The sequence below is a fragment of the Pelagibacterium sp. 26DY04 genome (genome assembly GCF_031202305.1).
In the GTDB taxonomy this organism is placed as follows: domain Bacteria; phylum Pseudomonadota; class Alphaproteobacteria; order Rhizobiales; family Devosiaceae; genus Pelagibacterium.
Genome location: NZ_CP101731.1, coordinates 3,368,104 through 3,386,956, shown reverse-complemented (window position 1 = coordinate 3,386,956; position 18,853 = coordinate 3,368,104). Strand labels below are relative to the sequence as shown.

Here is an 18,853-nt window from a genome sequence, read left to right as displayed (position 1 = left end):
CAGCCTAGATGGTGCGCGGGTAGAGGCGGTTGATCTCCTCGATGCCCTTGAGCACCGCATCGGGCAGGACCAGCTGGTGGGCCGCGATATCGGTCCGGAGCTGGTCCATGTTCGTGGCGCCGATGATCACCGAGGCCATGAAGGGGCGCGAAAGGCAGAAGGCGATGCCCATCTGGCAGACATCGAGCCCGTGTTCCTCGGCCAGGGCGATATAGGCCTTGGTGGCGGTCTCCGAATGGGGATTGAGCCGCCACATCGCCCCAAGCGCGCCGCGGGTTCCGGCCGGCACGGCCCCGTTGTTGTATTTGCCGCTGAGCAGGCCGGCGGCCAGGGGCGAATAGCCCAGCAGGCCCACATCCTCGAAAGCGCACACTTCGGCCAGATCGAGATCGAACTGGCGGCGCAGCAGGCTGTATTCGTTCTGGATGGTCGCCATGCGGGCCAGCCCGTGCCGTTCGGCCAGCGAGAGATATTGCATCACCCCCCAGCTCGTTTCGTTGGAAACGCCGATGGCGCGGATCTTGCCCGCCTTGACCTCGGCATCGAGCGCCTGGAGCACTTCGAGCAGGTTGTCGCGCACCTTCTCGCGATCCTGACCATAGGGGTCGAAGGTCCAGGAATTGGAGAAATTGTAGTGGCGCCGGTTGGGCCAGTGCAATTGATAGAGATCGATATAATCGGTGCCCAGGCGCTTGAGGTTGCCATCGAGGGCGGCAACGATCTCCCTGGCGTCCATCGGCCGGCCGCCGCGAATCCATTCATTGCCGGGACCGCAGATTTTCGAGGCGAGCACCCAATCCTCGCGCCGGCCATTGGCCTTGAACCAGTTGCCGATGATGGTTTCGGTCGACCCTTGCGTCTCGGCCCGGCCGGGCGTCGAATAAAGCTCGGCGGTGTCGATGAAATTGATGCCCTGATCGAGGGCATAGTTCATCTGCGCATGCCCTTCGGCCTCGGTGTTCTGCTCGCCCCAGGTCATGGTGCCGAGGCAGATTTTGCTCACGGAAATGCCGGTGCGGCCAAGGGTGCGCTGCTGCATGAATCGAAAAATCCTGGATCGTCGCGAGTCGAAAGGAAAAAGGGCAGGGCCCTTTACCCATGTCTAACCGCCACGGCTCCGGTGCGCAATCGCCTTGAGTTTCCGGCGCCTTCCGGGAACTGTCAAAAAAATGTCGTGTTGGATGGCGGAAAGGGGTTTGCAAACCGGATTTGCCCCCCTATATAGGCGGCGTCCGAGCGGTTCGCCTGAACCGCAATTCGCCGACATTCTTGACGCGGGGTGGAGCAGCCCGGTAGCTCGTCAGGCTCATAACCTGAAGGTCGCAGGTTCAAATCCTGCCCCCGCAACCATTCTAAGTCTTTGAAATTTAAGGGCTTTCTCGGGCGTCCAAACCTCCGAAAATTCAGCGACAAATTCCCACTGGAAGCATACTGGAAGCGCTGGGACGAAGGTTTCCCGGCCCGCTTGCCGTTTAGGGTGCGACAATCTGACTCGCTTCGGCGGGGCGCTGGCTCTTCCCAGGCATAAGCCTAGGTCCCGATTGGGAGTATGATGCTCTCGGTGGTCACCCCCTGATGTTGCCTGCCCGGATTTGCCTCCTTGCTGTCATGCACATGCATGTCTGTTGGCATGGCAGGGAGATACCTCGACGCACAGCCAAGAGTGAGAGTGCGGACGGGGATGTCCGTGACGGGTTGAGGATCGGGAGAGAGGCTCCCGACCCCTCGCGGAGATCATCCCGATGGCCAGCACTCGCGAACGCCGCGCCGGAAATGACCGGGCGAACCTTTACGACGAAATCACCGACAAGATCATAGCCGAGCTGGAAGCTGGTCACTTGCCCTGGGTCCAACCCTGGGGCACCGCCAACGCAAAGGCTTCGCTCGCCATGCCGAAAAACGCCGCCACCCGGCGGCAATATTCCGGCATCAATATCCTCATCCTCTGGGGCGCCGTCGTAGAACATGGCTTTCCCACACAGCACTGGCTGACCTTCCGGCAGGCGCTCTCGCTTGGCGGCCATGTGCGCCGGGGCGAGCGGGGCACCACCGTCGTCTATGCGGACAGGTTCGTTCCAGAGGACGAAATGGCGCGTGCGCGCGAAACCGGCGAGGACGCTCAGGCGATCCCGTTCCTCAAAAGGTTCACGGTCTTCAACGTGGACCAATGCGAGGGTCTGCCCGAGGACATTGAAGGCGAGGCGCCGCCCTCCCCGGAGGGTCTTATCGAACCAAGGGTCGAGGCGCTCATTCGCTCGACCAGGGTCGATTTTCGCATAGGTGGCAATAGGGCTTTCTATGTTCCCGCGCTCGACTATGTGCAGGTGCCGCCGCCGCAAGCCTATCACGAACCGATCAACTGGCACCGCACCGCCCTGCACGAACTGGGCCATTATGCCGTGACCCGGATTATGCCGTATGGCCGAGTTGGGGGCTGGTTTGCCGGGGTTCGGCCATGCAGCGGTTCGGCATAATCAGAGCGATTCCAGGAATGCGAGTATGGCGTGGGAAGCTGACTGTCGGCTTGGATTAGCGAAGAGCCGACATTCTCTGCTCCGCGAAGGCGGGATGCACTTGCATGCGCCCAAGATGTTCGTGGCGGCATCCGGCCTGCTATCGGAAATTGCCGTGCCTGCCGCCTTCTCCGCCGAGATCCAGATGATTACGTCACCGATAGCCGCGACGATCTTGGCAGCGAGAAGCCCGACTGCTGCGGGGACACAGGTCGTTAGGTTCTCGCTGGCAGCGGAGACAGGCTCTCTATTATTCTGCAATCTGCGACCAGGCCGCATCCACACTGGTCAATCATCCTGTCCAGTTCGGACTTGAGCGCAACCAAGTCTTCGATTTTTCGCTCGACCTCCTTCCGATGTGCCTTAGCGATCGCATCGACGGCGGCGCAGGATTGCGAACGATCGTCAGCGAGGTTGAGAAATTCCCTGATCTGATCGAGCGAGAAGCCGAGCTCTCGTGCACGTCGGATGAAGCTCAACCGATTAAGGTGATCCTGCTCGTAGGAGCGGTAGTTTCCCCCCGTGCGGGAAGGTTGCGGTAGGAGGCCATTTTTCTCGTAGAACCGGATCGTCTCTACTTTGGTGCCAGTTTGCCTTGCAAGGTGGCCTATCGTCAGAATGGATGAGTTCATGGTGTGACCCTGTAGCGAATACAGGGTCAACGTAGGTTCGATGTGGGTGTTTGTCGATCTTGATCGCTCGCCTATTGCGTTGCTCTGGCGGTCTCCACCTCTTCACGCACCAGATCGTAGAGTTGTTGCGGGCCGAAGGATTCCAGCGGCCGGCCATTAACGAAAAAAGTTGGCGTCTGGCGGACGTTGTTGCTTTGGACGTCGGCTAGGTCCTGCTCAAGAACGGCATCGATCTCGTCCGAGGACATCTCACGCCGTGCCTGCTCGACGTCCAGTCCCGCCGCCCCCGCAATCTCCCAGGCTTTTTCGAGATCTGGCGCACCATGCACGGCCCATTCCGGCTGTTGCGCCAGCAGCGCTTCCAGAACGGGTTCGAAGCGGTCCTGAAGACGGGCCGTTTCCAGTATCCTGACGGCTTCCTCCGATCCCTCATGGAAGGGCGTGTATCGGATGACAAGGCGCGTTTCGTCAGGAAAATTCGCCATGATCTGCTTAACGGCTGGATAGAAAGCCCTGCACGCTTCGCAGGACGGGTCGAGAAATTCCACGATCGTCACGGGAGCATTTGCTGGGCCGATGATCGGCGAATGTGCCCTGACCAACGCATCGCCTTGCGCCGCTGCAACCGGCTGTGCCGAATTGCCGCCGTAGCGATCGTAGAGAAAGACACCGCCGGCAAAGACGATCAGTGCGACTAGGCCGGTGAGAAAAACGATGGACCGTCTGGTCATGCTGAACGCCTCCGGCGCGCGAGAAGGAGAAGAAGGGCGATGCTCAAGAAAGCGGCGAGCGATAGGTAGGGGAGCGGCAAAACGCCGAGTATTGTCATATCGGCGCTCGAACAGGATGGGCCGTCTCGTCCACATGGCTCGATGGCTGCGGGAATGATGCCCGCATAAAGTAGGGAATGGAACGCCGCTATGGCCGCGCCGACGACGGCGAGTGGAAGCCCATACCAAGAAACGCTGGCGTCGCTCCGAAAGCTAGCGACGGCCAGAATGACGGCCAGCGGAAACATGAAGGCGCGCTGATGCCAGCACAGATTGCACGGCGTCTGCCCCATGATCTCGCCAATGAAGAGAGCGCCAAGCGAGGCGGCAAGCGCGACGAGCCATGCCAGGAACACGAACCCCCAGGCATTTGCTGTTGTGCCCGCCCTGATGGTCATAGCACTCGCTTTCGCATCGTTTCGTTTCGCTCCAATCAGCCTTGCGTGGGGCATAACTGCACCCTCTACCCACTACAGGGTCAAGTCTCTTTGCATGAAGTTCTGCGGCGAATTCGCACATGGATCGTCCGCAAACGGAATAAACAGGGTCGGCCCTTGACCCTGTAGTTGCTACAGGGTCTATCTGCGGTGTCACATCTAACGGTCGAGGTGACGCCATGACGGCAGCGAGCCCTTATAGACTGCGTGTAGAAGGCATGGACTGTGCATCTTGCGCGTTGAAAATCGAAACGGCCATGCAACGCCTGCCGGGCGTTAGCGACATCAATGTCAGCTACGCCAACGAGACGCTTGCATTGCGTCTTGACGAGGACCGCACGCCCCTCGCCGCTATTGAGCAAAAGATCCGGGCGCTCGGCTATACCCCAGTGATTGAGCAGGCCGAGCCAAAGGCGAGTCCGCCTCGGAAGCGCATCACAGAGGCATGGTGGAAAGGCAGCAAGGGTCGGCTTGTGCTCCTTACCGGCGCGCTGTTCGTCCTTGCCTTCGCTCTCGCACGTCTCCTGCCGGAATGGGAGCGATGGCTCTATTCAGGCGCGGCGTTGATCAGCGTCATCCCGTTCGCGAGGCGGGCGATCGCCGGCGCGATGTCTGGCTCGCCCTTCACCATCGAGACACTGATGACGGTGGCAGCACTGGGCGCGGTCGGCATCGGCGAGGCCGAAGAAGCGGCTGTCGTAATCTTCCTGTTCGCAGTGGGCGAACTGCTTGAAACCGTAGCGGCTGGCCGCGCGCGGGCAGGCATTGAGGCGCTGATCGATCTCGTGCCCCGAGTCGCTTTCCGCGAGCGTGATGGTGCCGTTGAGAAGGTCGCTGCCGAAGAGCTGGCCATCGGTGATGTCGTCGTTGTTCGGCCTGGAGACCGTGTGCCGTCTGACGGCACGGTGATCGACGGTGTATCGGAGGTCGATGAGGCTCCCGTGACAGGCGAATCCGTGCCCGTGCTGAAAGAATCCGGCGCAACTGTCTATGCCGGCAGCATCAATGCCAATGGCGAGCTGCGGGTGTCGATCAGCCATGTCGCGGCCGATAACACCATAGCCCGCATAATCCACATGGTGGAGGAAGCCCAGGAATCAAAGGCCCCCACGGCGCGCATGATCGACCGTTTCAGCCGGTGGTATACGCCAGGCGCGATGGTCGTGGCGGCTCTGATCGTTATCGTGCCGCCGCTCGCCTTCGATGGTGACTGGATGACGTGGGTGTATCGCGGCCTCGCCACGCTGCTGATTGCGTGCCCCTGCGCGCTCGTGATCTCCACGCCCGCGGCCATCGCCTCCGGTCTTGCCGCCGGCGCGCGGCAGGGCCTGCTGATCAAGGGCGGCGCGGCGCTGGAAACACTTGGCAAAGTCATAACCGTTGCCTTCGATAAGACGGGAACGCTGACGCGCGGCCGTCCCCAGGTGACAGACATTGTGCCGATCACAGGTGACGAGAACTCCGTCCTTGCCATCGCGGCGGCTGTCGAGCGCAGCACCAGCCATCCGCTCGGGGTCGCAATCGTGGAGGCGGCAGAGGCGCGCGGGCTCGAATTGCCCGCCACCTTCGGAGGCGGCATGGCCACACCCGGCAAGGCCGTCACAGCGCGGTTGAAGGACGGCTTCGCTTCGGTCGGGTCTCCCCGCCACGCGGCCGAACAGGCCGCCCTTGAAGAGAGCATCGCCCAGACGATTACCACGCTGGAAAGCCAGGGCAAGACGGTCGTCGTGCTTACAAAGGGCAAGACCGTCGAGGGATTGATCGGGTTGCGCGACGAGCCACGCGATGACTCTATCGAAGGTGTGAAGCGGCTGACGGACCGCGGTGTGCGCCCTCTGATGCTGACCGGCGACAACAAGCGCATGGCCGACGCCATCGCGGCTCATCTCGGTCTTGAGGCGAGAGCCGAACTACTGCCCGATGCCAAGCTTGCCGAAATCGGGCGATTAAAGGCTGAAGGGCCGATTGCCATGGTTGGAGACGGTATCAATGACGCGCCGGCGCTTGCTGCGGCTTCTGTTGGCGTTGCCATGGGCGCGGGCACCGACGTAGCGCTGGAAACCGCCGATGCGGCGCTGCTTAAAAACCGGGTGACGGGTATCGCCGATCTCATCGGGTTGTCGCAGGCCACGCTCGGCAATATCTGGCAGAACATCGCATTAGCCCTTGGACTGAAGGCGGTTTTCCTCGTGACGACTCTGTTGGGCGTTACCACGCTCTGGATGGCCATCCTTGCCGATACGGGCGCTACGGTCCTCGTCACGGCCAATGCGCTGCGCCTTCTCGCGTGGCGCGGCACCCGCGACAAATGAGCTTAAACAGTGAGCGCGTGCAGGTTGCGGCTTCTGCTTCCTGCCGAGAAAGCCGATGTGTAAATTATGAGTAGTCAGCCCCGGAAAGCAAAATCATCTGAGAAGAGCGAACAATGGGCGCTCGCATGGGTGCTTGCGATCAATACTGCCCAAGCGGCCATTGTAGGAAGCCTGGGTTGGTGGGCCCAGTCAACAGGACTGATGGGTTCCGCGCTCGATAATCTTGGCGACGCAGGTGTCTACGCCATCAGCCTTTTCGTTGTGGGGCGGGGATTGGCGGCGAAAGTTCGAGTTGCCCGGTTGTCGGGTGTCCTTCTGATGGTATTCGCCGGCCTCCTTCTGCTTGAAGTCGGCAGACGCTTCTTTACTGGCTCAGATCCAATAGGGCCGATCATGATTGCCGTGGCGATCGCGAGCGCTCTGACGAATATGGCCTGCATGTGGTTCCTGAAATCGCATCGCGAAGGCGGCGTGCATTTGCAGGCCTCATGGATTTTCACGACAAACGACATGCTCGTGAACTCGGCGATCGCTGTTTCGGGTCTTGCCGTGATCCTTTTCAGCTCGCCCTACCCGGATCTGATCATTGGCTTGGGCGTGGTTGTTGTCGTCGTCAGAAGCGGCCTCGAAATTCTTGAGAAAGCCGGGGAAGCTGGAGAAAAAGGAAAACAATATGATTAGTGCACGAGCCCTGTCCGCCGCCTTCCTTGTCCTGGCAGTAACGATCTCTCCTGCCGTGGGCCACGACTTCCAAGCCGGTTCGATCACCATCAATCATCCGTGGTCGCGCGCGACTCCGCCGGTCACGCCGGTAGCCGGTGGCTATCTGACGCTGACGAACGATGGCGACATAGCCGACCGCCTGGTGTCGATCTCATCACCCCTGTCAGAACGGGTGGAGATCCACGAGTCGGCCGTAAGCAATGGGGTTGCTAGCATGAGGCCAGTGCCAAATGGCGTCGAGATCGGGGCGGGCGAGACGGTCGAGCTTCAGCCTGGCGGTATGCACATCATGTTCATGAAGCCATCGCGTCCTTTGAAGGAAGGGGAACGGTTTGCCGCGAAGCTCACATTCGAGCAGGCCGGAACCGTCGAGGTCGAGTTTGCCGTGCAGGGTATGGGTGCAGGTCCGGCCACAACGAACGAGCATGACGGGCACGGGGAGCCGGCGCAATGAGCGGCATCAAACTCTTCCGTCTAGTTACCTGGATTGCCGTCGCCGTCGTCGGCGGGCTCTTCATCGGCCTGTCTATGTCCAAGCCCTGGCTACAGCAAACCGTATCGGTAGCGTCCTCGACAGGCATCGCAGCCATCGGCGGCCCGTTCCAGCTCACATCCCATCGAGGCGAGACGATCGACAATGCCGTGTTGGCTGGAAAACCCTATCTTGCCTTCTTCGGCTTCACCCATTGTCCTGATGTGTGCCCGACGACGCTCTTTGAGCTAAGCGATCTCATGAACGAGCTCGGGCCGGTGGCTGACCAGTTCAACGTACTGTTCTTCACCGTCGATCCCGAACGGGACACCCAAGAATTGCTGGCTCAATACATGACAGCCTTTGATGATCGCATCCTCGCACTGCGGGGAAATCGACAAGAAACGGACGCCGTGGTGAAGGCCTTTGCCGCCTATGCGCGAAAAGTGCCTCTGGAGGGGGGCGAATACACGATGGATCACACCGCCGGCGTCTACATGATGGATGCCGAAAGCAATTTCGTGGGCACGCTCGACATGCATGAGCCGCGCGAGACCCGATTGCAGAAGCTCCGGCGTTTGGCGGGGGGTAGCGCATGAACGATTATGTGATGATGACGCCCACTGTCAGAGGTGCCTTTGGGGCTTCTGCGATGCTCATCACAGGGAGCGCCGCGACAGCGGCGCTGATAGTCGCTTCGGAGTAGATGGATTTGGATTTCACGTTTGTCGGCCTACTAACGGTGTTTGCTGCGGGGGCGATCTCCTTTCTTTCGCCGTGCGTTCTGCCCCTTGTTCCCGGCTATATTTCGTTCGTCACTGGTGGCGCGCGCATGGAGCCTGCTGTTCAAAATCGTCTGAGGGCAAACTGGCAGGCTCTCGTCAACAGTCTTTATTTTGTCCTCGGATTCACAACGATCTTTGTGTTGTTAGGGGCTACTGCAACTGCATTGGGGGCCTTATTTCGCTCCTACCTGTACGAAGCCAACCTAATAGGCGGCGCGGTCGTTATCATTTTCGGTGTGGTAACAACAGGTTTGGTGCCTATCCCGTGGTTTGATCGTGAAATGCGATTTCATCCCCGGCCGCACGTTGCTGGCCCTTGGACGAGCTACCTGCTTGGATTGGCCTTCGCCTTTGGCTGGACCCCGTGCATTGGGCCGGTACTAGGCTCTATTCTAACTCTTTCAGCTGCAAATGCGACTGTCGGAACCGGCGCAATCCTGTTGACTGTGTACTCCTTGGGGCTCGGAGTGCCATTTATCTTGGCAGCTCTTTTCATGCAGCGCTTCATTGCAGGCATGCCAACCTTACGTTGGGCTGGCCGATACTTACGAGTGTTAGCGGGCGTGATTATGATTGTTATGGGACTTGCCATGATGACCGGTCAACTCACGCGCTTCGCTATTTGGCTCCTGATTACTTTCCCCGCTTTGGGTCAGATCGGCTGACGATGCGTGGAGTTCTAAAATATACATCGCTCGCGGCCGCCATCGCCTTCGGAGCTGACCAGTTATCCAAGTGGTGGGCGATCCAAGTGATGGAAGGCCATACGGAAATATCCGTCACGGGCTTCTTCAACTTGGTCCTGGGGCGCAACACGGGTGTCAGTTTCGGACTTTTCACCGAAGCGCCGCCTTGGCTCCTTGTCGGAATCACCCTGGCAATCGTGCTTATGCTTTTGGTATGGGCGAGCCGGGAAAGACAACCGATAACGGCCGTGGCTCTGGGCCTCATAATTGGAGGTGCCTTGGGCAATATGCTCGATCGGCTACGTCACAGCGGCGTTACCGACTTCCTCGATTTTCATATCGGAGGAATTCATTGGCCTGCCTTCAACCTTGCTGACACGGCGATCGTGCTCGGGGTTATGCTCTTATTATTCGATGCATTCAGGAGGGAAATGCGTTTCCTGACACGCCCATAGTGGCTCGGCCCAATGGAAAGATCCAAGCTCCGGCGTCTGGCAGGCAACAATCAACCCCAAAGGTGGTCTGATGGTCCCGGCCACCAGGAGCGTGATTGCAGGTATCCGTGACCCAAGCTTTGCAGGAAATAGACGTTCTGGTGATCGGCGCTGGTCAAGCGGGGCTCGCTGCCGGCTACCATCTTGCCAGAACAAAGCTTTCATTCGTAATCGTTGATCGCCATGCCCGCATTGGCGACAGTTGGCGCTGTCGCTACGATTCGCTGACCCTGTTCACCCCGCGCGCATTTAGTACGCTGCCCGGTCTTACGCTCGACGGCGATCCGGAAGGCTATCCAGCGCGAGATGAGTTTGCGGACTATCTCGACGCCTACGCCAGCCATTTCGACCTACCCGTGCTCTCCGGAAATGGCGTGGCTCAGCTCGAACCCCAAACTGATGAGCGTTTCGCCGCGCAACTCGATGATGGCAGGCACATAATCGCCAAGGCGGTGATCGTCGCGACGGGTGCGTTTCAGGAACCGATTCTCCCAACGATCGGTACCGACTTCGACAGTGCAGTTACGCAACTGACACCGGAGAGCTATCGCAATACTGCTGACGTCCAGACTGGCACCGTTCTCGTCGTGGGAGATGGAGCAAGCGGGCGCGACATTGCGGCGGAACTGTCCGCTACCCATGACGTCGTACTGGCTGTTGGACGCGGCCGACGACTGTTTCCGGAGCGGATTTTGGGCAAGAGCACGTGGTGGTGGCTGCGCGCACTCGGCTTGATGAGAGCAAGGCCCGGTTCGGCGATAGGCCGCCTGATGCGGCGCGCCGACCCATTTCCTGACCGGGGACGCAGCCTTGGCGACCTGCAACGGATGGGCGTGGCCATCTCAGGACGCTTGGTGTCAGCAAACGGCCGAACCGCTACCTTTTCCGATAAGTCTAAACGGGCGATTGATTCCGTCATTTGGTGCATTGGATACCGCGACGACAGCGCTTGGCTCCAGATTCCAGGCAGTACGCATTCCAACGGAAGCTTTCTGCAAGAGGGCGGGTTAGCTCCAGTACCTGGCCTTTTTCATCTAGGTCGCCCATGGCAGCGGAATCGTGCTTCAGCCCTCGTTATGGGTGCCGGCGAAGATGCTTCCGTAGTTGTCCCCTTGTGCGTGCAATACTGCTTCGGCGACGATAGGGGCCGATGACGAGGGCCAGCGGAAGTCCGGTTTCAGGAGGGACGACTGACCACACGAGCGACTGGGATGGGGTCGAGAGCTGACGTGGTGTTTGATGATGGGTGCACGGACGAAGACGAACGCCCCGCCGAAGCGGGGCGCTGGGCCTTCAGGCCGGTTTTCCAGCCGCGCCCTCGAGCGCGATGATGTAGGCGAGCTCGATCCGGGCAAGGAGCGGAATGCCGATGGAAAGGGTGATCCGCAACTGGCCCTTATGGGCCAGGCGGCGGAGCAGCCGATTGACCCAGCGAGAAACCCGGCGGCCGGTCATCAGGCAGAAATCTACGAGCGTTTTCATGTTGCATCTCCTTCCAAAGTGGTTGTGCGCAATCGCGGAGCTCGAAGGAGAGCAGGGACCGCCGAACGCACCGCGCAGCGGTCGCAACGTCAGTGAAGAACCCGAAGGGTTGCGTTCACGAGGCGGGACCGGGGCGTATCGTGCGCAGCTTGAGGATTGCGAACGGCCACTTTGGAGATGCGAAAACGCGGGGTTTGAACGCTCGGCCGCCGGTTGCGGGTCAGTCGGCCGGTCTGCCCGATCGGGGCAGATCGCCCTTTCCATCGGCATGCAGCGCTTTTCGACACCACGAGCCCCGGCGCGGCTGGAAAACCGGCCTAAGCGCCCCTTAGGCGCGTATGTCCGTGGATGGGGAAGGGAGCGCGAGGGAAGGGGCTTTGGGGCTTCCCTCGTATCGGGTGCGCCCGCTCGATGCGGGCGCGGCAGGTTAGCGGCTGGCGTTCCAGATGTCAGGACGCCATTGCGCGATGACCGCCTCGATGTCGCTGCGGTATTCCTCGGGATAGAACGCCATGCTGTTGCGCGACAGGCAAACGACGATCGTCGCCATGTCCGACGAAATCGCGTGGTCGAGCGCAAACAGGTCGGCCAGGTCAAAGCCGCCAAGAGAGCCAGCGTTCCACCACGCCAGAATGAAGTTCGCCACGATGCGGCATTGCCCGGTATCGCGCTTGGCAAGTTTCAAAAGGCGCTCGAAGGCGGCGCGCTCGAAATCGTTCATGCAGCGGTCGGGTCGGGCGGTTTCGCCTTGCATGGTCTAGCCTCGGCTGGTGCGTTGCAGTCGGCGCGCCTTCAGGGCCTCGATCATGAGGGCCTGCACCTGCTTGGTGAACGGCGCGCTGAATTTGCCGATCCGGTTGCCCGGCTCGAAATAAAAGCTGCGGGCCGGAACGTCCTCATTGGCCTCGTCGGCGATGATCCAGAGCCGCATATGGGCATCGAGGCCGGCGCGGCGCTTCTCGATCTCGGGAACCTCGATCGCGTATCTCGCCGTTTGCGGAACGCTGGTGATCGGCACCATGAGCACCACGAGCTCGTCATTGCGGTTGCGCACGAGCAGCGCCAGGACGACGGGCCGATCTTTCCGGCCCTCGGTTTCCCCGCGCGCCGCCTCGCGGCTCCACAGGAACGGGAACCGCCACACATCGCCAAGGCTTGGGCCGGATGCGTCAGTCATTGTCGATGCTGTTTTGCAGGTCGCCGATCAGCTTTTCGGCCTCCTGGTCGTCAAGATCGTCGACGTGGAAGGCGCGGCGGGTGTCGTGACCGTGGGTCAGACTTTCATAGCGCTCCATCGACATGATGACGTATCGTGGCTTGCGATGCTTGGTGATCGCGACCGGCGAGAGGGTCGCCGCTTCGAACAGGTCGCCCGTCTTGCGGGTGAGATCGGCGGCAGCAAATTCTTTCATGGTGCGGACCTCGATTTGTGTTTTGCAGAATATACAGAGTTTCTGATTATTCTGCAAACTGAAACCATGGGTGGGAAGGGAGCGCGAGGGAAGGGGCCAAGGGGCTTCCCTCGTCTCCGTCGCAGCCGCTCGATGCGGGTGCGACGGCGCGGAGCCTCGGGCGGCTGGGAACCATGCGAAACGATAGCTCCCAGCCTCGCGCCTATGACGGCTCCTTGAAAAGCGGCATGTCGCGTTCATTGGAAAGCGCCGATTTCTTCGCCTCGAAGCGGTAGCCGTCCCAATCGGGCCACGGCACCCAGCCATGCAGCGAGGCGCGGCCATACCAGACGCGCAGCCGGACGGTTTCCCCGTCCGGCAGGGTCTCGACAATCGAGACGGTGAAGCTGCCGCCCATGCCTGACGGGGTGTCGAAAACCCGGACCGAACGCACTTCCGTCATGGCCGTTGCTCCCGTCCGTGCGGGTCAATCGCCCACTCGTCGCCGCGCCTTTCTATGCTGGCCGCTTCGCCATGCTGGCAGACGAACACGCGATCCGCTTCGATCCGGCGACGGCGATGCAAATCGCTCGCCTTATGGCCGCTGGGGCGAATGCACCAGATGCCAACCGCCTTGCCGCATGACGGGCACCGAACGGCAAGAACCGGGTGCCGGTGTGCTGTGAAATCAGGCATCGGACACACGCCCCTCCAGCGCGGCCATGACGCGCTTTGCCGCCCAGCGGCCCGCCTCGTTCAAATGCCGTTGCCAAGCGGTTTCCCTCGGGGACCATCGAAACCCGTTCGATTTGAGCAGGGCGCGCGTTTCGGCGTCCGGCTTGCCGGGAAAGATCAGTTGCAGCCGCGCGATGTCGGCATTTTCCTTGACCTCGAACGCCGCCGTTTCGGTCTCGACGGTCTGGCTGATCGTGCCGCGCTCCTGGGTGCGGCGCAGCGTTGCCAGCCGTATCTTGAGGCGTCGAATCTCGGCACGGTCGCCGGTCGTGTCGTAGCCGCGCCGGGTCTGCCATGGCTGCAAGACGATGGCGCGCACGGCGATTTCCGGGGTGGCGTTGGTCTCGGCCACCACGGCTTTGACCATATCGGCTTCCTCGGCATTGGCCTTTTCCATCCGCCGAATGATGCGATTGGCGGCTTTGGCGCTGTCGATGGCATCGGACAGGGCGGCAATTTTCGCCTCGATCTTGGCGATGGCATCGGGATCATTGGAGCGGATCGGATCGCCTTCGGCGCCGAAGGGCAGAGCGCGCGCCCGGATCGCCTTGCGGGCCTTGGCTTCGTGGTCGCTGATTTCCTGCCGTCGCTTCTGCGCGGTTGCCTGCCGCTTTTCGTTTCGGGCCTTGGGGAAGTTCGCCGGGCCGGTGATGAACCAGTTCAGGCAACGGCTTTCGGCCTCCCAAAAGGCGCGGGTCAAGGCGACGTGCTTTCGCGCGAACCGCTCGACTTCGCCGCTGCCGTCGAAACCGGCGACGATATTGCTATCTTCGGCCAGGTCGCGGGCGAAGGTCGCGAAGCGATTGAGCCGGTCGGCCAGCTCGTCCAGTTCGATACGGGCGCGCCGGTCGGGATAGTGGGTGAGGGCGTCAAACTTGTGCTCGATCCCCTTTGCCGCGATGGACGCGGCAAAGGAACCAACCGAAACGACAAGGGTCGCGTTTTCGATCAGGGCTATGGTCATCATGCGGCCCCTTCGGTGATGGTGGGGGCGCGCCGTTCAATGCGGGTCTGAAAGCCCTGCAGAATGGTTGAGAAGACAAGGCCGCTGCCGCGCGTGCCTTCCTCCGACGAAAACACAGGATCGAGCAGCGGGCGGGCGCATTCGAAGCGCTTGGCCGCGTCCTCGATGCTGATCAGCGGCGTTGCGAACGGCTCGTCGTCAAGACATGCCAGCACCAGCTTTCCGGCCAAGGGCTGGGGGTATCCGTCAAAGATCGTGAAGGCCGTAAGCCCGTCCCGCAAGCCGTCCTCGTCGGCAAACAGCAGGTGGCGGTCATCGAAGCGCAACGCCTCGACCAGCGTGCAGCCCATCGCCGCGTAAAGCGGCTTAAAGCCGTGTTCGGTGGACATCAGCATGGGCCGAAACAGGGTCGTTTCGGGGTCCAGCACGTAGAGCGATGCGGTGTTGTTTTTCATGGGTTTTGCCCTTTCTCTCTGGCAGTCCGGGTGCCGGAAAGCCATTTTCCGTTGACGGCAGCGGACAGGCCCGCGCCTGTCCGCCTGACCGTCCGGCGAGGACCGGGAGAGAGGGGGGCAAGTGCAAAATCCGGAGGGGGTTCGCCCGCCCGAGCGTGTGCGAAGGGGCGGCGCAAGATCCGTGCATGCGGATCCGCGCCGATCCTGCACGAGCCGGCTCGAGCGGTTTGCGCTCGAGTAAGGCGAGGAAGGACGGGGAGACCGGATTTTGTGCTTGTGGGGGAGAGAGGGCAGGGTCCTTTCTCCCTGCCAGGAAAACGGAAGCGGCCGCGTCTTGCGGCCTCCGCCGATCTTCCTGACCGAAAAAGGGGAGCTGCCCGCAGGCAACTCCCCCGTCATACGTGACGAGAAGGGCTAGCAACCCGTCAGCGCACGACTGCCGTAACCGGCCTTGACCTATATGGAAGTGGGTCGGCGGGTGTAAACGATGCGTCCGGTCGTTTCAGGCATCGGTTGGGCCGCCCAGGGGCGGCCGTTGCACGATGCGATCGTAACCCGGATGGGCGGAGACGGACCGAAGGGCTGGCTCCGTGCGCTTGCGCATAGAGCGCGGTCGCGAAGCGACGTGCCCAAATCTTTGTCACGTCAGTTTGCCCTCTGGCCGAACTCGGTCGCGCTTTCGGAATGAAACCGCACGATCTGCTGTTCGAGCAACACTCCGGCTGCGCGGAGCCGGCCATAGAACAATTCGCCTCTGAACGCTGCATGCCACAAGGTTTCCGCCGGTCCCCGAAACGGACACCACTGCCGTTTCCAGCCGAGATTTGCCCCGGTTTTCGCCATTTCATAGACGTCCATGACCGCTAAAAACCGCATGCCTTCATGGTCGCGATCGATCGATTCCACCTGGTCGGCCGACAACCGATAGGGCGTCGAAATCCCTTCCTCATCGAGCTCCTGGCAATAGGCTTTCAACGCCGTGAACCCGCAATAGACGGCAATCGTATTGGCTCTTGCGAACAGCTCCTGGCGGGCGATCTGGTTTTTGAGGCCCTGCAGCGCGTTGAACCGGCCGAGCTGGCGGTCAAAGGCTTCGCCGGCGATCGGGCCGAGATCTTCGTTGTTGAGATACACGGAGGTTTCAACGAGGGCCTGGAAAATTGCGTTCGAGGAAATCATCTGGCCTTGCCTCCCGGGCCGCTGTTCTGTGTGGCAGGCGTAGCCTGCCCTCGCTCTTGCCCGCTCCGCACAGTGCGGCGATGCCGAAACGTGCGGGCAAGAGCGAAATGGGCATCGCCGCGTCACTTCGGATCGCGAAGCAAATGAGACACCAATCGGCCATCGATTTTCAAGGCTGGTGATGAAAAGCGCCTGATTCCGGGGTGTTCGACGCAATAGATCGATCTGGCCGTTGAACCGAATTGGCGCGAAGCTGCCGTTCATTGAGTCGATTTCTGCTCATGGCGGCCGGTGCTGCGGCGCTTGCGCACCGCGATTTATCTTGACCTGACGATGGGATTATGTTCCTGCTTTGTTCCTTTCACTGCTCGTCGAAAGGCTCATTTTCTCATGCTTATCGAACTCAAATTCGAGGCCGAAATTCTGGTCCCGGTGTTCGCGCATGGGCTCTGCGCCGGCTTTCCGTCGCCGGCGGATGACTTTCTCGACGAGGCGATCGATCTCAATGCGCTTCTGGTCCGCAACAGGCCGGCGACCTTCCTGTGGCGGGTCGACGGGCACTCGATGCGCGACGCCGGAATCTTTCATGGCGACCTGCTGGTCGTCGACCGATCGCTCAATCCCGTCGATGGCGATATTGTCGTGGCGATCATCGATGGCGAGCAATCGCTAAAACGGCTTCGGATCGCCGGCGGGCGGCCGCGGTTGATTTTCGAGAACCGGGAAATGCCGTTTTTCGAGTTGCCCGAGATTGCCGAAGTCGAGATTTGGGGCGTGGTGGTGTGCAACATCCATTGGCTGCGCCGGCAGGGCAGGGGCCAATGAGCCGCGCCGTGGCCCTGATTGACGGCAATTCATTCTATTGCTCGTGCGAGCGGGTTTTCGATCCCAAGCTTGCAACCAGGCCGGTGATTGTGCTCTCGAACAATGACGGCTGCGCGGTCGCACGGACGGCCGAGGCGAAGGCGCTCGGCATCCGCATGGGGGAACCGTATTTCAAGATTCGAGACCTGTGCGCCGACAATCGGGTTGCGGTCTTCAGCTCGAACTATACGCTCTACGGCGACATGAGCGCGCGCATGAACGCGATCTATCGGGAGTGGGCGCCCGAGGTCGAGGTTTACTCGATCGATGAAAGCTTTCTCGATCTGACGGGCGTTCCCGCGCGCGATCGCGTGGCCTATGGCCGCGATCTGCGCGCGACGGTGCGCCAGTGGACGGGGATTCCGACCTGTGTCGGCATTGGCCCGACGAAAACCCTGGCGAAATTGGCAAACCACATCGCCAAGAAAAATCCGGAGCTCGATGGCGTTTGCGACCTGACGGACCCGCGCGAGCGGGACCGTTGGTTGCCGCGCGTCGAGGTTGGCGATGTGTGGGGCATCGGCTCGGCGTCAGAGGCCAAACTGATGGCGCTCGGCATCGAGAGTGCGGCCGATCTGCGCGACATGCCGGCACGTCTGGCGCGTCAGCGCATGACGGTCGTGGGCGAAAAGACCGTGCTCGAGCTGCGCGGCATCTCCTGCATGGATCTCGAAGAGGTCGCGCCGCGGCGGAAAGGCTGCGCGGTCACGCGGAGCTTTGGGACGCCGGTGACGACGCTCGACGGCATGCTCGAGGCGGTTTCGGCCTACGCGACCAGGGCAGGGGAGAAGTTGCGCCGGCATGGGCTGGAAACTGCCCATATGGTGGTTTTCATGCACACGTCGCCGTTCAACCGTCGCGATCCGTCGCACTCGGCGTCAAAGACGGTAAACCTGCCCGAAGCCTCGGCCGACACGCTCGATTTGATCGATGCGGCCAAGCGCGGCGCGCTGGCGATCTTCCGTGACGGGTTCCGCTATTCGAAGGCCGGCATCATCATGGATGATCTGATCGTCGCCGGCAGCGCGCCGCGGCCGTTGTTCGACGCGCGGGACCGGGAAAAGTCCGCGCGGCTCATGGGCGCCCTCGATGCGATCAATGACAGGTTCGGCCGCGCAACATTGGTGCCGGCGGCAACTGGTATCCGAAAACGGGAATGGCAAACGAAGTTCGACCGGCGATCGCTCCGTTACACGACGCGCCTCGATGATCTGCCGAGAGCGAAGTGTTAGGCGCTTATCAAGTCTCGGCGACTCTCCGCTCTGCGAGCGAGGCCTCGCCGCCACGATAGTCGACTCGCGTTTAGCAGCGTATTGCAAGTTCCCGATCAGCCTCCTGGGGCGGCTTCAAGCCGTTGGGCGATGTTTTCCATTTGATTGATTTCAGAGCGTTGAGCTTCCACGATCTCGTCGCATAATGCGGTGAGTTCCGCATCGTCGATGTTGGCCTCACGGCACATGAGGATTGCTCCTGAATGGTGCGGGATCATGGAATCGATGAAGCGCTGATCGTCGATCAGCGCCTGCGTGCGCGTCCCCGCGAAGGACGCTCCGGTCAGGACGATGAATGCGAGATACAGCGCGATGTTGAGCCGCTTGTTCGGGAACATGCCCGGCATGGTGGCGAGCATGAAGATACCCATCGGCGCCCACATGGTCACCGCCATGTAGAACATGTTCAGGTTGTTCCGGAAATCGTGCCATCCGTCGATCATCGAGAACATTACGACGTACATGACGAGGAGGCCCAACGCCATGTTGATCCAGAACATCAGATAGGGGCGGCCGCCATGACGGTGATCGTGATTTCCTGACGGGTGTGAAGAACGGTCCATGTCATAGTCCCTTCTATTCGATCGGGAAGCGAGCCCGGCACTCTCGGTGCGAAGATCAGCCATTGCTTGAGCGCCAGCGGGTTGGGGGGATTCCAACGGGCAGACGACGGGGTCATTTTCGGTTC

General features: G+C 61.0%; 22 protein-coding genes, 1 tRNA gene and 1 pseudogene. 11 read left to right on the top strand and 13 right to left on the bottom strand.

The features are described 5' to 3' along the window. Positions 1-4: 4 nt before the first annotated feature. A complete protein-coding gene (locus tag NO932_RS16845) occupies positions 5-1,039 on the bottom strand; it encodes an aldo/keto reductase (RefSeq protein ID WP_309208563.1) in 1,035 nt (344 codons plus the stop codon). A gap of 234 nt (positions 1,040-1,273) precedes the next feature. Between NO932_RS16845 and NO932_RS16840 the strand changes: the two genes are divergently transcribed. Both NO932_RS16840 and NO932_RS16835 read left to right on the top strand, forming a co-directional pair. Then, positions 1,274-1,350 (top strand) — tRNA-Met (locus NO932_RS16840). Between the two features lie 392 nt (positions 1,351-1,742). After that, positions 1,743-2,393: pseudogene (locus NO932_RS16835) on the top strand (ArdC family protein); the annotation flags it as partial. A gap of 335 nt (positions 2,394-2,728) precedes the next feature. On the opposite strand, the gene NO932_RS16830 reads toward NO932_RS16835, so the two are convergent. The 3 genes from NO932_RS16830 to NO932_RS16820 form a co-directional block, all read right to left on the bottom strand. Then, positions 2,729-3,145 (bottom strand): helix-turn-helix domain-containing protein, encoded by a 417-nt coding sequence (locus NO932_RS16830; protein WP_127071602.1) that lies wholly within the window; start codon positions 3,143-3,145, stop codon positions 2,729-2,731. A 71-nt stretch (positions 3,146-3,216) separates the two neighbouring features. After that, positions 3,217-3,876, bottom strand: a complete 660-nt coding sequence (locus tag NO932_RS16825) for a thioredoxin domain-containing protein (RefSeq protein ID WP_309208561.1) — start codon at positions 3,874-3,876, stop codon at positions 3,217-3,219. Further along, positions 3,873-4,313 (bottom strand): disulfide bond formation protein B, encoded by a 441-nt coding sequence (locus NO932_RS16820; RefSeq protein ID WP_127071604.1) that lies wholly within the window; start codon positions 4,311-4,313, stop codon positions 3,873-3,875. The genes NO932_RS16825 and NO932_RS16820 overlap by 4 nt, the downstream gene beginning before the upstream one ends. Before the next feature lie 218 nt (positions 4,314-4,531). On the opposite strand from NO932_RS16820, the gene NO932_RS16815 reads away from it, so the two are divergent. The 7 genes from NO932_RS16815 to NO932_RS16785 all read left to right on the top strand — a co-directional run bounded on the left by NO932_RS16815 (position 4,532) and on the right by NO932_RS16785 (position 10,978). After that, complete coding sequence (locus NO932_RS16815; RefSeq protein ID WP_309208560.1) at positions 4,532-6,664, top strand: heavy metal translocating P-type ATPase; 2,133 nt, start codon at positions 4,532-4,534, stop codon at positions 6,662-6,664. A 66-nt stretch (positions 6,665-6,730) separates the two neighbouring features. After that, entirely contained in the window at positions 6,731-7,345 is a 615-nt protein-coding gene (locus NO932_RS16810) for a cation transporter (protein WP_309208559.1), read from the top strand. Next, positions 7,338-7,841, top strand: coding sequence for a copper chaperone PCu(A)C (locus NO932_RS16805; RefSeq protein ID WP_309208557.1), 504 nt, complete (start codon positions 7,338-7,340; stop codon positions 7,839-7,841). Before NO932_RS16810 ends, NO932_RS16805 begins: the two co-directional genes overlap by 8 nt. After that, positions 7,838-8,458 (top strand): SCO family protein, encoded by a 621-nt coding sequence (locus tag NO932_RS16800; RefSeq protein WP_309208556.1) that lies wholly within the window; start codon positions 7,838-7,840, stop codon positions 8,456-8,458. The genes NO932_RS16805 and NO932_RS16800 overlap by 4 nt, the downstream gene beginning before the upstream one ends. Before the next feature lie 107 nt (positions 8,459-8,565). Next, positions 8,566-9,309, top strand: a complete 744-nt coding sequence (locus NO932_RS16795; RefSeq protein WP_309208554.1) for a cytochrome c biogenesis protein CcdA — start codon at positions 8,566-8,568, stop codon at positions 9,307-9,309. Positions 9,310-9,311: 2 nt separating this feature from the next. After that, entirely contained in the window at positions 9,312-9,785 is a 474-nt protein-coding gene (lspA, locus tag NO932_RS16790) for a signal peptidase II (RefSeq protein ID WP_309208552.1), read from the top strand. Positions 9,786-9,880: 95 nt separating this feature from the next. Then, on the top strand, positions 9,881-10,978 hold the full coding sequence (locus NO932_RS16785) for an NAD(P)/FAD-dependent oxidoreductase (protein WP_309208550.1): 1,098 nt from the start codon (positions 9,881-9,883) through the stop codon (positions 10,976-10,978). Positions 10,979-11,117: 139 nt separating this feature from the next. On the opposite strand, the gene NO932_RS16780 is transcribed toward NO932_RS16785, so the two are convergent. The 8 genes from NO932_RS16780 to NO932_RS16745 all read right to left on the bottom strand — a co-directional run bounded on the left by NO932_RS16780 (position 11,118) and on the right by NO932_RS16745 (position 16,294). Then, on the bottom strand, positions 11,118-11,306 hold the full coding sequence (locus tag NO932_RS16780) for a trans-acting factor B (RefSeq protein ID WP_309208548.1): 189 nt from the start codon (positions 11,304-11,306) through the stop codon (positions 11,118-11,120). 427 nt (positions 11,307-11,733) lie between these two features. After that, a complete protein-coding gene (locus NO932_RS16775) occupies positions 11,734-12,060 on the bottom strand; it encodes a hypothetical protein (protein ID WP_309208547.1) in 327 nt (108 codons plus the stop codon). A gap of 3 nt (positions 12,061-12,063) precedes the next feature. After that, positions 12,064-12,483 (bottom strand): hypothetical protein, encoded by a 420-nt coding sequence (locus tag NO932_RS16770; RefSeq protein WP_309208544.1) that lies wholly within the window; start codon positions 12,481-12,483, stop codon positions 12,064-12,066. Next, entirely contained in the window at positions 12,476-12,718 is a 243-nt protein-coding gene (locus tag NO932_RS16765) for a type II toxin-antitoxin system prevent-host-death family antitoxin (protein ID WP_309208542.1), read from the bottom strand. Before NO932_RS16765 ends, NO932_RS16770 begins: the two co-directional genes overlap by 8 nt. 202 nt (positions 12,719-12,920) lie before the next feature. After that, positions 12,921-13,160, bottom strand: a complete 240-nt coding sequence (locus NO932_RS16760; protein WP_309208540.1) for a hypothetical protein — start codon at positions 13,158-13,160, stop codon at positions 12,921-12,923. A gap of 225 nt (positions 13,161-13,385) precedes the next feature. Continuing rightward, the gene (locus tag NO932_RS16755; protein ID WP_309208537.1) at positions 13,386-14,399 is read right to left on the bottom strand and encodes a hypothetical protein; all 1,014 of its coding nucleotides are present in this window, start codon (positions 14,397-14,399) and stop codon (positions 13,386-13,388) included. Next, entirely contained in the window at positions 14,396-14,851 is a 456-nt protein-coding gene (locus tag NO932_RS16750; protein WP_309208535.1) for a protein psiB, read from the bottom strand. The genes NO932_RS16755 and NO932_RS16750 overlap by 4 nt, the downstream gene beginning before the upstream one ends. Before the next feature lie 645 nt (positions 14,852-15,496). Then, positions 15,497-16,294 carry a hypothetical protein gene (locus NO932_RS16745; protein WP_309208534.1) on the bottom strand — a complete coding sequence of 266 codons (798 nt, stop codon included), beginning with the start codon at positions 16,292-16,294 and terminating at the stop codon, positions 15,497-15,499. A 126-nt stretch (positions 16,295-16,420) separates the two neighbouring features. On the opposite strand from NO932_RS16745, the gene NO932_RS16740 reads away from it, so the two are divergent. Together NO932_RS16740 and NO932_RS16735 are read left to right on the top strand one after the other, a co-directional pair. Beyond that, complete coding sequence (locus tag NO932_RS16740; protein ID WP_309208532.1) at positions 16,421-16,855, top strand: translesion error-prone DNA polymerase V autoproteolytic subunit; 435 nt, start codon at positions 16,421-16,423, stop codon at positions 16,853-16,855. Continuing rightward, positions 16,852-18,126 carry a Y-family DNA polymerase gene (locus tag NO932_RS16735; protein WP_309208530.1) on the top strand — a complete coding sequence of 425 codons (1,275 nt, stop codon included), beginning with the start codon at positions 16,852-16,854 and terminating at the stop codon, positions 18,124-18,126. The genes NO932_RS16740 and NO932_RS16735 overlap by 4 nt, the downstream gene beginning before the upstream one ends. A gap of 95 nt (positions 18,127-18,221) precedes the next feature. Here NO932_RS16735 and NO932_RS16730 read toward each other — a convergent pair whose 3' ends face one another. Beyond that, positions 18,222-18,728 carry a DUF305 domain-containing protein gene (locus NO932_RS16730; protein WP_309208528.1) on the bottom strand — a complete coding sequence of 169 codons (507 nt, stop codon included), beginning with the start codon at positions 18,726-18,728 and terminating at the stop codon, positions 18,222-18,224. Between the last annotated feature and the right edge of the window lie 125 nt (positions 18,729-18,853).

Excerpts from the sequence above, each read along its gene's own strand:
- NO932_RS16845 (WP_309208563.1), bottom strand. The coding sequence starts at position 1,039 with ATGCAGCAGCGCACCCTTGGCCGCACCGGCATTTCCGTGAGCAAAATC.
- NO932_RS16830 (WP_127071602.1), bottom strand. The coding sequence starts at position 3,145 with ATGAACTCATCCATTCTGACGATAGGCCACCTTGCAAGGCAAACTGGC.
- NO932_RS16825 (WP_309208561.1), bottom strand. The coding sequence starts at position 3,876 with ATGACCAGACGGTCCATCGTTTTTCTCACCGGCCTAGTCGCACTGATC.
- NO932_RS16820 (WP_127071604.1), bottom strand. The coding sequence starts at position 4,313 with ATGACCATCAGGGCGGGCACAACAGCAAATGCCTGGGGGTTCGTGTTC.
- NO932_RS16815 (WP_309208560.1), top strand. The coding sequence starts at position 4,532 with ATGACGGCAGCGAGCCCTTATAGACTGCGTGTAGAAGGCATGGACTGT.
- NO932_RS16810 (WP_309208559.1), top strand. The coding sequence starts at position 6,731 with ATGAGTAGTCAGCCCCGGAAAGCAAAATCATCTGAGAAGAGCGAACAA.
- NO932_RS16805 (WP_309208557.1), top strand. The coding sequence starts at position 7,338 with ATGATTAGTGCACGAGCCCTGTCCGCCGCCTTCCTTGTCCTGGCAGTA.
- NO932_RS16800 (WP_309208556.1), top strand. The coding sequence starts at position 7,838 with ATGAGCGGCATCAAACTCTTCCGTCTAGTTACCTGGATTGCCGTCGCC.
- NO932_RS16795 (WP_309208554.1), top strand. The coding sequence starts at position 8,566 with ATGGATTTGGATTTCACGTTTGTCGGCCTACTAACGGTGTTTGCTGCG.
- lspA (WP_309208552.1), top strand. The coding sequence starts at position 9,312 with ATGCGTGGAGTTCTAAAATATACATCGCTCGCGGCCGCCATCGCCTTC.
- NO932_RS16780 (WP_309208548.1), bottom strand. The coding sequence starts at position 11,306 with ATGAAAACGCTCGTAGATTTCTGCCTGATGACCGGCCGCCGGGTTTCT.
- NO932_RS16775 (WP_309208547.1), bottom strand. The coding sequence starts at position 12,060 with ATGCAAGGCGAAACCGCCCGACCCGACCGCTGCATGAACGATTTCGAG.
- NO932_RS16770 (WP_309208544.1), bottom strand. The coding sequence starts at position 12,483 with ATGACTGACGCATCCGGCCCAAGCCTTGGCGATGTGTGGCGGTTCCCG.
- NO932_RS16765 (WP_309208542.1), bottom strand. The coding sequence starts at position 12,718 with ATGAAAGAATTTGCTGCCGCCGATCTCACCCGCAAGACGGGCGACCTG.
- NO932_RS16760 (WP_309208540.1), bottom strand. The coding sequence starts at position 13,160 with ATGACGGAAGTGCGTTCGGTCCGGGTTTTCGACACCCCGTCAGGCATG.
- NO932_RS16755 (WP_309208537.1), bottom strand. The coding sequence starts at position 14,399 with ATGATGACCATAGCCCTGATCGAAAACGCGACCCTTGTCGTTTCGGTT.
- NO932_RS16750 (WP_309208535.1), bottom strand. The coding sequence starts at position 14,851 with ATGAAAAACAACACCGCATCGCTCTACGTGCTGGACCCCGAAACGACC.
- NO932_RS16745 (WP_309208534.1), bottom strand. The coding sequence starts at position 16,294 with ATGAACGGCAGCTTCGCGCCAATTCGGTTCAACGGCCAGATCGATCTA.
- NO932_RS16740 (WP_309208532.1), top strand. The coding sequence starts at position 16,421 with ATGCTTATCGAACTCAAATTCGAGGCCGAAATTCTGGTCCCGGTGTTC.
- NO932_RS16735 (WP_309208530.1), top strand. The coding sequence starts at position 16,852 with ATGAGCCGCGCCGTGGCCCTGATTGACGGCAATTCATTCTATTGCTCG.
- NO932_RS16730 (WP_309208528.1), bottom strand. The coding sequence starts at position 18,728 with ATGGACCGTTCTTCACACCCGTCAGGAAATCACGATCACCGTCATGGC.